This window comes from Pseudanabaena sp. PCC 7367 (assembly GCF_000317065.1).
GTDB classification, from domain to species: domain Bacteria; phylum Cyanobacteriota; class Cyanobacteriia; order Pseudanabaenales; family Pseudanabaenaceae; genus Thalassoporum; species Thalassoporum mexicanum.
Genome location: NC_019701.1, coordinates 145724 through 157980, shown reverse-complemented (window position 1 = coordinate 157980; position 12257 = coordinate 145724). Strand labels below are relative to the sequence as shown.

Genomic DNA, 12257 nt, shown 5'->3' with positions numbered 1-12257 from the left:
GGTTAAGTAATTAGTGGGATGGATCTAGAATAGTTTTTTAGCATCTTCATGAAAATCGGGCTTTGACCTAGGGTTGATTAATCATAAACAAGAGCACATGCAGTCAGAAAAACTATCTCGAGCGCAACTGCTAGAAGCCATGACCCAGCTTCAAAATGAACTAGAGGCACTGAAGGCCGAAAAAGCTGATCTAGAGATTTTGCTTGAGACCACTACTGAACATTCTGATGCGATCGCTGGTGAGCTCCAGCATACGCTGGCTTTTTTGACTGCAATTATGGACAATTTGGCCGATGGTTTATTGGTGACCATGCCCGACGGCCGGATCAGCCACATTAATCCGGCGCTGATGACTATGTTTGCCCTGCCTGAAGATCAAGATTTTGTCGGCCAGGATTATCATGCTTTGTTTGGCGATGCGATCGTTGATTTAATTGCCGAAACGGCCTCTTCTTGCCACGGCACTTTTATTGCGGAGATCAGCTTGCCCGGTCAGAGAATTGGTAAAGCGGTGGCGACAGCAATTCTGAGCGATCGCGCCAGTCAGGTAACCGATGATCATGAAATTGAAGATGATTGTTTCGAGACAGAGGGAAACGTAAATGCGGCTATAACCGAGCCGGAGGGAGCCTTGGGCTCAACCAGTATTGGTTCAGTGGTGCTGATTCGAGATATTACTGCTGATAAGGAGGTCGATCGGATGAAAACCGATTTTATCTCTACGGTCTCCCATGAACTCAGAACGCCATTAACTTCAGTGCTGGGATTTGCCAAAATCATTCAAAAAAGGCTGGGTGAAAATATCTTTCCATTCCTAGAAAGTAGCCAGGATCGCAAATTACAGCGATCGCTAAGACAGGTGGATGAAAATCTGAAGATCATTGTTTCCGAAGGGATTCGGTTGACAGCCCTGATTAATGATGTGCTGGATGTTGCCAAAATGGAAGCAGGTAAAGTTGATTGGCATATGACCAGGCTGGAGATCCCGGAAATTATTAACGCTGGCATGGCTGCTACCTCCGCCCTATTTGCCCAAAAGCCAGCATTACGGCCAATTAGTGAAGTATCTGGTAACTTGCCATCAGTGGTTGGCGATCGGGATCGGCTAATTCAGGTGGTGATCAATTTAATTTCCAATGCGGTTAAATTTACCGAGAAGGGCTCAGTTACTTGCCAAGCTAGCCAGGAAGATGATTTCATTGTGGTGCGAATAATCGATACTGGTGCTGGCATTGCCGCTTCTGATTTAGATCAAGTTTTTGATAAGTTTAAGCAGGTGGGAGACACCCTCACCGACAAGCCAAAGGGCACGGGGCTGGGGCTGTCGATCTGCAAACAAATCATTGAATATCACGGTGGGCGAATTTGGGTGGAAAGTGAATTGGGGCAGGGTAGTACGTTTATATTTACCTTGCCCTTAAAAAGTAACCATGAGGTTTAAGCAGTCTGAGTTCTGCATTTGTTGGTCTTTGTATTCTTGTATTCTTAGTTTGTGGTTACCGACGAGCGAGATATTGTGTCCTTTCCGCCATCTATGTTAAGCAAATTAGCTTGCTTGATTGGCTTGGTTACCCTAAGATTAAATTTATTAATTTTGTGAACCTTTATGAAGAGTAGTGACAGAGCCGATCGCTGGTAACTATCCATTGTGCATTGGTCTAACCAAGCTAAACAGCAGGTGGTTGCTGCTTGTGTAACCTGGCAAACTAGAGTGACTGTCATGCGTTTGCAAACGCGGAATTATATCCTAGGATCTATCTGCCAATATTAGGATCTATCTGCCAATATTTAGATCTAGTTGTGGGTATATGCCCGATTCAGCTCATGCGATCATGCTTTTGCCTATGGACAATTTAAGAATATATGTTTTAAGAATCCTACCGAGCCAATCATAAGCGCCATATCCCATAAAGGCATGTATTACAATGACATAAGTCAGATTCGATCTACTCAGGCTATTTGAGTAAGATTGAGGATGATTGGTAGTAGGCCAAAACCCAAAATTAAAATATTGAGTTGGGCGAGCAATCATTCAACACCAGTGATGATGTAGATTACGAAAACCTGGCAGCACCTAACTATTTAAACTATTTAATATGTTAGTGCTGGTTAGCTGGTCAGAATATGCTAACCCTGGTGGTTGAGTGGGCTTAATCTAAAGCTGATTGATTATCTAAGATCATTTGAGAACATCACGATCGCTAATTTTGGTGGCGTGCAAGCTATTGCTCCCATTTAATTTGCTACTTGGGAATAAGCCTATTATATGTTAAGTGAATTGACAATTTGTGGTGGGTAATAGCCATTCAACTGCATCGATCGTAACTACGTAACTACAAGCCGATTGCTCCCAATCTATCCCATAGGATCATGTGAAGCAGATAATGTAAGCAAAACATCTCAATCAACCGATGAATAACTAAGTTTGGATGGTCATCATAACTAAAAGCCATTTTTTCGCATCTATAGCCTAATTATGGCTTCAAGAAAACCTAAACCAAGGCGATGACTAGGCCATGCAATTAGCTGACTTAGAGATAGCTGACTTAGAGATACGGAGGAGTTGCTCTGTGGAGCACAAAGAGGAAAACACGGCTGCTGAAGGTTACCAGATTCTTCACTTTTTAGTGGTTGAAGATGTAAATGGCAAGCGTCAAATTGAACTTGATGCCAAGACCTATTCAATTGGTCGTTATCCTACCAATGGGATTGTGCTTAACTCCGAGTTGGTATCGCGGCAGCATGCCATTTTGCTAAGGGTACCGATCCCAAAAACTTCTTCCTATTTATTTCGGATCATTGATGGTAATTTGCAGGGCAAACGCAGCACTAATGGGATCTTAATTAATGGCGATCGCCGCTTTTCCCATATTCTCAATCATGGCGATGAAGTGATTTTTAGTAGTGATACCAGGGCAGTTTATTTGCAGCGGGTAACCCAAACCCAGCATTCAGGAGAACCCGATCAGGATATTCAAGATAGCAAAGGCCGCCGCATCCATCAATCGATCGCTGCCAATCAGAGCTTGTCTCATCTAGTTAGCAATGGTAATGGCATGAATGGTCATGGCATTGCCGAGGATTTCTCAGAATATGGCGATGAATTAGTATCTAGATTAGCGTCAATTCCAGAACTGAACCCCAATCCGATCGTGGAGGCCGATCCCGCTGGCGTGATTACCTATCTGAATCCAGCCGCCGAGCGTGTTTTCCCCAACATTCATGAACTGGGTACCAAACACCCCGCTTTGCAAGGGCTGGCAAACGTAGTAGAACAGCTCCAAAATGGACACGAAGACTTTCTGGTGCGGGAAATTTTAGTTGGCAGTCGCATATTTGAACAGTTTTTGCACTATATCCCCAGTAGTGACTTAATTAGAAGCTATGTGGCTGATATTACTGAGCGCAAGCGATCGCAGGAGATCATTCAATATCAGGCCTCCCATGATGCCCTGACTGGGTTGCCCAATCGCAACTATTTTGATGATTATTTGAGCAGAGTAATTCTACAAGCCCAGCAAACAGACGAAAAGCTGGCGGTAGTTTTTTTAGATCTCGATCGCTTCAAATTGATCAACGACTCACTGGGTCATGCCTCTGGCGATCGCCTTTTAGTGGAAGTATGCCAGCGATTGCGAAACTATTTGCGCCAGGGCGATATTGTCTCGCGGTGGGGTGGGGATGAATTTACGATGCTCTTGCGCAATGTTGATTCGGCAGACCGCACCCTCAAAATTTGTAGCCGTTTGCTCAGTGCCTTTGAAGCGCCCTTTTATTTAAATGAGCACGAGCTACACATCAGCACCAGCATGGGAATCAGCATATTTCCCTATGATGGCAAAGATGTGGAAACCCTGGTCAAGAATGCTGATCAGGCTATGTTCAGAGCCAAAGAGAGTGGCCGAAATAATTACCAGCTCTATACCCACGCCATGAATCAAAGCGCCTTGCATCGGCTTTCCCTCGAAAATCGTCTGTGCAAAGCAGCAGAAAACGAAGAGTTAATTATCTATTATCAGCCCCAGGTGAGCCTGGAACTGGGTAGGGTGGTGGGGGTAGAAGCCCTATTGCGCTGGCGACACCCAGAAGAAGGGCTATTACCACCCAGTAAGTTTATTCCCCTGGCCGAAGAAACCGGGCTAATTGTGCCGATCGGCTATTGGCTGTTGCGCAAAGCCTGTAGCCAGAACCAAGAATGGTTCAAAATGGGTTTGCCACCATTGCGATTGGGGATCAATCTCTCGGCACATCAGTTTAAGCAGCAGGGATTTATCAATAGTCTCAGGGACATCCTGGCCGAGACTGAATTAGACCCTAGCTCTTTGGATCTAGAACTAACTGAAAGTATTGTGATGGAAGACGTAGACGAAAACATTGATAAGATGCGCCAATTGCGGGACATGGGCATAAATCTATCGATCGATGATTTCGGCACGGGCTATTCGTCGCTCAGCTATCTAAAATGCTTGCCAATTAATGTGCTCAAGATTCATCAATCGTTTGTGCGCGACATTACCACCAATCCCAATGATTTTGCGATCGCCATGTCGATCATCACCCTGGCCCATAGCTTGAATCTGAAGGTGATTGCGGAAGGGGTGGAGACAATGGAACAAATGGAACTGCTGCGATCGAGTGGTTGTGATGAGATGCAGGGGTATTTATTCAATAAACCAATCCCACCGGAAGAACTAGAGATTGTGGTGAATAATAATAATTGCTTCTGGGAAAGTGCTTAAGGTTTGCTCGAGCAAGATATTAGTCAAGATTGATATAACTATGCCGCAATTGCGCCTGGCTTGTACCTGATCTCTTATTACCAGGGTGATCGTTCAAATCTGGAATCTGAGCTAGCGATCGTCACGATTGATTATTCAAATAGCCAGTAATTAACCAATCCCGATCGATCTGGCGCAATTCTGTCTGCCTGAGGTCTAGAGCCTGGCTCATTTGCCGCAAACCAAGATCGGCGATCGGACTGGGGGCCGCGAAATCCCCAATCAGTTTTGGCGCAATGAATGCATAAACCTTTTGTACCGCACCAGCGGCGATCGCCTCAGCCGCCAGATTGCCACCACATTCCCACAACACCTGATTCATGCCGCGACTACCCAGTTCTTGGATCACAGCTTGAATGGTTAATTCTGGGAGGGTCAGGATTTCCACACCGCGATCGCACAAATAACTTTGAAGCTCTGGGTTAGCATGGGGCTGAGTAATTACCAGGGTTGGGTGATTTTGCCCTTTATTATCTCCACGATCTGAATTGCCAACCTGCCACAATTTTGCATCTCTGGGTAAATCAAGACTGCGGCTCAGCACCACCCGCAAGGGATTATGGGTAGTGAGGTTATGGGTTGTGAGCAGCGGGTTATCCAATCGCACCGTATTACCACCAGTAATCACCGCATCACAACTGGCACGCAGCAAATGCACTTCCCGTCGGGCTGCCTCACCCGTGATCCAGAAGCTATGCCCAGCAGCGGTGGCGATCTTGCCATCCAGCGTCATTGCATATTTAAAAATGCCCAACGGGGTCTGGTGGCGCACCCGATGCACAAAACCTTCATTTAGTCGCTGACATGCGGCCTCAGCGATCCCGGTAATCACTTCAATACCCGCCTGCCGAAGCCGATCGCAGCCAGTCCCTGATACCCGTAGGTCAGGGTCGATCATACCGACCACTACCCGTTTAATCCCTGCTTTGATGATTGCCTCGGTGCAAGGGGGGGTGCGACCATGATGGTTGCAAGGCTCTAGATTGACATATAAAGTTGCCCCCTCGATCGCCGCCTTGCCGTATTTTGCCCTGGCCTCGGCGATCGCTAATGCTTCGGCATGGGGTTGGCCAGCTTTAGGATGAAACCCAGCACCAAGGCGATTGCCCTGTTTGACAATCACACTACCTACCAATGGGTTTGGGGCAGTTTGTCCTTTGGCCTTGGCTGCCAGTTCCAGGCAATATTGCATCCAATCTAGGTCTTGTCGATGATTCATTCGGATAGGAGGGATAAGTTTTTATTGGTTTGGGTATGGTTAAGCTGGCTCCAATCACAGCTTATGTCACCAACTTTAGCTAATATAATTAAACGGGGTGGACTATTTTTTTAGGGCTGGCAAAACTATTTTTAAGTTCAAACATTTGGATCAGCATCAGCTTACACTAACCTGATTGACCTCCTTGCCCATGTTCCATGCAACTCAGCATTAAAGATTGTTCCCATAATGCTAACAACCACTGCTAATAAGCCTTTGCGCTGGCAGAAAACTAAATATTCACCGATCGCTCGCCAACGGGATATTTTTAGGGCGGCCTTTTCGTTTGCCTTTTTTCTGTGGTGGGATAATCTCTGGCAAAATAATTCAGCCAAGGTACGCAACCGCCGCGCCAACTGGCTAGTCACGACGTTGCTCGACTTAGGGCCAACCTTTATTAAAATAGGTCAATCGCTCTCAACGCGGGTAGATCTGCTGCCCAAGGAATATGTTGTGGCTCTATCTCGCCTGCAGGATCAGGTGCCAGAATTCGATGCGGCTCAGGCGGTCACAATCATTGAAACAGAACTAGGCCAATCGCTCCATTCGGTGTATTTGGACTTCGATCACGAACCGATCGCGGCGGCTAGTTTGGGGCAGGTGCACAAAGCTAAGCTGCATACTGGCGAAGAAGTGGTGGTGAAGGTGCAGCGACCAGGGCTAAAAAGCTTGTTTGATCTTGACTCCCATGTAATCGCCAAGTTACTAAAACTCGTGCGGCGATGGTTCCCTCGCAGTAAAAAATATCAACTGGAAGAGATTTATAGCGAATTCTTTACTATTCTCTATCAAGAAATTGACTATTGCCAGGAAGGGCGCAATGTCGATCGCTTTGCCGAAAACTTCAATGGCCAAGCTCACATTCTGACCCCTACGGTCTATTGGCAATACACCACCACCAAAGTGATGACGATGGAGTATTTGCCAGGGATAAAAATCGACGATCGCCAAGCCCTGGAAGCTTGCGGCCTTGACCCCAAAGAGATCAACAAGGTGGGCATCAGTTGCTATCTCAAACAATTATTAGAAGATGGCTTTTTCCATGCCGATCCCCATCCTGGGAACATTGCCGTCAGTCAGGAGGGCAATCTGATTTTCTATGATTTTGGCATGATGTGGGAAGTGCCTGCGATCGACAAGGATCAAATGGTCAAAACCTTCTTTGCGGTACTCAAAAAAGACACCAATCAGGTGATCGATACCCTCACCACCATGGGTTTGCTTGAGCCAGTGGCGGACATGACTCCAGTGCGGCGGGTAATGAAGTTTATGCTGGATAAATTTACTGAAAAGCCGGTTGACCTCAAGGCGTTTGAGCAAATGCAGCGGGAGGTATATGCGATCTTCGAGCAGCAGCCATTTCGATTGCCAGCCAAGATGACTTATATTCTCAAGTCGCTGACTACTCTGGATGGGATCGCCCGGATTCTGGATCCGGAATATAACATCACGGCGGCGGCGCAACCATTTGTGAAAAGTATCACCCTGGCCAAATCCAAGCAGGGCGGTGGCAGTGTCGTTGGTGAGTTGGCGCGGCAGGCCAAAGGTTTTATTGCCGATCAATTCAATAAGCCCACCAGAGCCGAACTACTAATCAACGATCTCGAAGGGCGAATTGAGCGCGGCGAATTGGAATTCAAGGTTCGCTCCACCGCTAGCGATCGCACCCTAAAAAGAATTAATCTAGTGCTGAAAACCCTTACCTATACTTGCATGAGTGGATTTTTATTGCTCTCTGGCACGGTGCTGCTGGTGGCGGGCTATACCGGTTGGGCGATCGCTTTGTTTATGTTTGCTGGGCTGGGGGGGATTTTCCTGGTGCGATCGTTTGCGAAGTTAATATTGCGTGAGAAGTTGGATAAGTTGGCGGAGTAATGAAAAGACAGTTGTTTTGCTTTTGCTATTAATCCTTTTAAAGCGTAAGCAAAAGAGATATCTACGCTAAACTCATATCAGTTTATATAGCTAGCCTGAATTATAGTTGTTCTTGCATCATGTCACTTTAGCGTGAGGAGTTTTTACCTTGGCAAATATTTTAGTAACCACCACAGTAGACGAAAATGATGGTGGCTTGGGTTTGGGAGTTGGCGATAGCCTGCGCGAAGCGATCGTCGAGGCAAATACCAATATTGACCCCACTGATACGATCACCTTCGATCCCTTGATTGCGAATCAAACCATTACCCTTGCCCTTGGTGAGCTGGTGATTAGTAGCGACATGACGATCGATGGTGAAGACAATGCTATTACCGTCAGTGGCGGTAATGTCAGTCGAATCTTTAATATTAATGGGGGTGTAACCGCAGTTCTCGATAGCCTTGATATTGCTAATGGTACAGGTTTTTTTGGCGGTGCAATTACCAACAGTGGTGATCTCACTGTGGTGAATAGTATAGTCAGGGATAGTGTTGCGACGGGCGGTGGCGGTGGTGGTGGCATCCAGAACCTTAATGGCACTTTAACCGTTGATAGCAGTCTGATTACCAATAACATTGGTGCTAACCAATCTGGGGGCATTAATAATGAAAATGGCATTGTCAATGTAATCAATAGTACGATTAGTGGTAATACTGCCAATGGTTTTGGGGCAGGTGGCGGTATTGGGAATCTAGGTTTTGGTCCTGCTGCTACCCTAAACCTGTCAAACTCCACGATCGCTGACAATGTCTCCAATGGTGCGAATGCTGCCGGAGTTTCCCCTGGTGTTTCTAATGCCGCCGTTTTTGATAATGCAACCACCAACCTGAATAACACAATTATTTCTGGCAATACTGGTGGCAGTGGTGTACAAATTGAGAACTATATCCTCGCAGGCACTGCTACGATCGATGGCAGTGGTGGCTATAACCTGATTAGCGATGGCAGCACCTTTGATGTGGGTGGCGCTGGCAACCTCTTCAATACCGATCCCTTGCTCGGCCCCTTGCAGGATAATGGCGGCTCCACCTTCACCCACGAGCTACTCGATGGTAGTCCTGCGATCGATGCAGGTGATCCGGCGTTCACCTCTCCCCCCGACTTCGATCAACGTGGTACTGGCTTTGCTCGCATCATCAACGGCATTGTTGACATCGGTGCCTTTGAAACCCAAATCGATCTAACAGTAGATAAATTCCCGGCACCTGGTTCTGATTTAACCCCTCTGCCCGGTGAACAAATCACCTACAACATTGAAGTTTCTGCTGAAGGCGCGGCTAATGCTGGTAATGTCTCGATTACGGACATGTTCCCCGCTGAATTGCTGGGTGTGGAATGGTCATTCACCGATAGCGAAGGAACTCCTTTCGCGGGCATGGGTGATCTGGACGTAGATGGCGTGGTGATCGATGCTGGTGATACTTTGGTGATTACTGCGACTGGCTTTGTTGATTCTGACCTGGTTAGTGATACCACAATTACTAACACTGCCTCGATCGCGGTCGTTGGTGGGGATATGGATGCCGATCCTGCGAATAACACCGATACCGATGAAAGCTTCAGCGTTGCCCTTTCCACTGTGGGTGGTAACTTTGGCACCCCTGGCGATGATGTAATTATCGGTGGCCCTGGCAATCAAACCATTAATGGCAACTTTGGTGATGACAGTCTGTTTGGTAGTCCTGGCATCGATCGGCTCAACGGTGGCTCTGGTGATGACTTCCTCGATGGCGGCAGCGGCAACGACTTCCTCAATGGTGGTGCTGGCAACGACACCCTTGATGTCGCTGGCACTAGCTTAGGCGTTGGCCAATTCGATCGGCTCACTGGTGGTGGTGGCGCTGGCGCAGATACCTTTATCTTGGGTAGTGAGTTGGGTGCTTATTATCTTGGTAATGGCGATGCTGACTTTGCCTACATCAGCGATTTCAACTCTGGCGTGGATACGATCGTGCTGAATGGCATGTTGGCGGACTATATGTTTGTGCCGAATACCACGGTAAATAATCTCACTGGTCAGGGCATCTTCAACGGTGGCGATCTGGTGGCGATCGTGCAGCAGCAAGCAATTAACACAGTCACTGATTTGGTGTTTGTTTAGATCGCTAGTTCCTAGCTGATGAAATTAAGTTACTTAATTTTAAGCGCGCAAAATGAAGGCTCTCCGTACAATCGCTGTGAGTCTTTTAGCTTTAACTGATAACATGCCCTGGGTTGACCAACCATATTTATTGAAAAAACGGCTCACGGCGCTGCCTGATTTTATTAGATTGTGCTCTGGCACTGGTTTACCTTATGCTTCTAAAAACATTGATACCACTGCTTTTAAGCGCATGTGCCGACTCGATCTAACCTTACTCAATTGGCGTAGTCATCACCTTTTTAAGGGTTACCAATCCTTTTTTTACTTGCCTCGAAACCGTAACGGCGCTAATGCCCAAAATATCGGCCACCTCTCGATGGGTTAACTCTTTTAAAAACACAAATTCAACCACCTGGCGGGTGCGATCTTCCAAGTGCGAGAGAGCCTGATATAATCGCAAGCTATCTTCCTGGGATAGCTGGAAGCTGCGGTATTTATGGTCAGTTAACAAATCTCCCAATGATAGGGTGGTGTCATCGTCATCGCTCATTGGTGCATCGAGGCTAAGCGGCGATCGATTTTGGCAAGCCAGTTTAATTTCCTGCCATTCAGCTTCTTCAATTTCAATTACCTTAGCCACCTCTCGATCGGTTGGCTCACGACCTAGCTGCGCTCGTAATTCACGCACCACCTTACTAGCCTGGTTATACAACACCAGCCAACGCCTGGGCATCCGCAAAGTAGGGCTTTTATCACGCAAATAATGCTGGATCTCACCACGAATATAGGGAACTGCAAAGGAGCTAAACGCCCGTCCCCTGGCAATATCAAATCGTTCTACCGCCCTGATCAAGCCAATGCTACCGACCTGCACCAGGTCATCAAAGGTCTCAGTACATTGATTAGTCCAGTGAAAAGCTTCTTTACGCACTAGGCCAATATTAATTTGCACCAGGCGATTGCGTAATTCGGCCGAAGGGCTCCGCCGATATTCCTGCAACAGTTGCATACTGGTTGATTTGAGTGGGCCGGAGTGATCTTCACGCTGCTCGGCGATCGCATCAACATATTTAACATAGTCGCTAGCGGAAATTTCTGCGTTATCATCATCCTGCTCAGGCGCTGCCAGATTAGATTCAGATTGTGCAAACGTTGCGTCTACAAAGTCCCAAATCATTACCAATTGTTGAAATCGCCGCCGATCGCTACCTGAAAGTTTGAAATTGTCAGGATGATTGAGCAGCTTAACTAACCGCTCACGATCCTGGGCAGATAGCTGAAAACTTTTATGGGCTTGAGTTGCTTTGCGAGCATCTATCTGATTGGACTGATTGGACGCTGCCGCTTGATTACTCTTGGATGATTTTGAGCCGGTAGCCGATTGACTGTTTTTGCTGCTAGGATTTCGCGGTGCTGGTATAGATGTAGATGTAGTTTTCTGGCTTTGGCGATCGGCCTTGTTAGCAGCAGCGATCGCGCAATCATGCTCCGACGATCGTTGCAACAGCTCCATCAAATAGCCCCTCAGGCTATCGTCAACACAGGCAGCAGCAAAATCGACAAATTCACTATTTTCGATTGGTTGATAGGTTTGAAACGATCGCAACAGCCCTGCCAAGCCAACGTCAAACAATCTGCCATAGACATTATCTGCTCGTCTAGCAATTCCCCCAACTGCTTCATGTACAAGTTGCTCGTGGAGCTCGACCAACTTAGTCTGAATTTCTGTAGACGAATTAGATTGATAAGCCTTGATCAGGTTTAGGGTTTGATTTTCCTTGATTTGAGGCACCTCTGGTGACATATTGTCCAACTCTCTGGTAAAGCGCAGAAAAGCAGCGCCGGTTGACAATTACTAAGCTCTTGAAAATATTAGCTCCCACCCGATCGATTTCCCTTACGCTCTACTTTATCATTTTGCTAATTCAGATCAAAATCCAGTCTGGTTGATTAGTCATCGATCGATTTAAAATCGATTTAAATATGGGGATTGTAATCTAAACCAAATGTATAGATGGTAATTTCTAATCAGCCAGATCCCATAAGTTCTAATCATCTAATTGGGTGATCTACTTAGATTTATTTGATCAAAATAATCGACAGGAGCCTACCCACTCGATCGGGTTTAAGCTGTCTGTCGACTACGTGCGTTTAGATGTAATTAATTAACTAATTGTAATTGCCTAAGTAATTGCCTAATTATTTAAGCGATCAAGCGATC

6 protein-coding genes are annotated in these 12257 nt (G+C 46.6%); 4 read left to right on the top strand and 2 right to left on the bottom strand.

Features of this window, described 5'->3' with window-relative positions; all coding sequences use genetic code 11:
* The first annotated feature begins 97 nt into the window (after positions 1-97).
* Both PSE7367_RS00610 and PSE7367_RS00605 read left to right on the top strand, forming a co-directional pair.
* Positions 98-1441, top strand: a complete 1344-nt coding sequence (locus tag PSE7367_RS00610) for a sensor histidine kinase (RefSeq protein ID WP_015163416.1) — start codon at positions 98-100, stop codon at positions 1439-1441.
* 1129 nt (positions 1442-2570) lie between these two features.
* Complete coding sequence (locus PSE7367_RS00605; RefSeq protein WP_225882668.1) at positions 2571-4739, top strand: EAL domain-containing protein; 2169 nt, start codon at positions 2571-2573, stop codon at positions 4737-4739.
* 121 nt (positions 4740-4860) lie between these two features.
* Here PSE7367_RS00605 and ribD read toward each other — a convergent pair whose 3' ends face one another.
* A complete protein-coding gene (gene ribD / locus PSE7367_RS00600) occupies positions 4861-5997 on the bottom strand; it encodes a bifunctional diaminohydroxyphosphoribosylaminopyrimidine deaminase/5-amino-6-(5-phosphoribosylamino)uracil reductase RibD (RefSeq protein WP_015163414.1) in 1137 nt (378 codons plus the stop codon).
* Between the two features lie 228 nt (positions 5998-6225).
* On the opposite strand from ribD, the gene PSE7367_RS00595 reads away from it, so the two are divergent.
* Together PSE7367_RS00595 and PSE7367_RS00590 are read left to right on the top strand one after the other, a co-directional pair.
* Positions 6226-7911 (top strand): ABC1 kinase family protein, encoded by a 1686-nt coding sequence (locus PSE7367_RS00595; protein ID WP_015163413.1) that lies wholly within the window; start codon positions 6226-6228, stop codon positions 7909-7911.
* 148 nt (positions 7912-8059) lie between these two features.
* Entirely contained in the window at positions 8060-10054 is a 1995-nt protein-coding gene (locus tag PSE7367_RS00590) for a choice-of-anchor Q domain-containing protein (RefSeq protein ID WP_015163412.1), read from the top strand.
* A gap of 253 nt (positions 10055-10307) precedes the next feature.
* On the opposite strand, the gene PSE7367_RS23100 is transcribed toward PSE7367_RS00590, so the two are convergent.
* Positions 10308-11093: an RNA polymerase sigma factor SigF gene (locus PSE7367_RS23100; protein ID WP_041698650.1), complete on the bottom strand. Its 786-nt coding sequence runs from the start codon at positions 11091-11093 to the stop codon at positions 10308-10310.
* Positions 11094-12257 lie beyond the last annotated feature (1164 nt).

What these genes read in the sequence shown, in the direction of transcription:
- PSE7367_RS00610 (WP_015163416.1), top strand. Translation starts at nt 98, where the DNA reads ATGCAGTCAGAAAAACTATCTCGAGCGCAACTGCTAGAAGCCATGACC.
- ribD (WP_015163414.1), bottom strand. Translation starts at nt 5,997, where the DNA reads ATGAATCATCGACAAGACCTAGATTGGATGCAATATTGCCTGGAACTG.
- PSE7367_RS00595 (WP_015163413.1), top strand. Translation starts at nt 6,226, where the DNA reads ATGCTAACAACCACTGCTAATAAGCCTTTGCGCTGGCAGAAAACTAAA.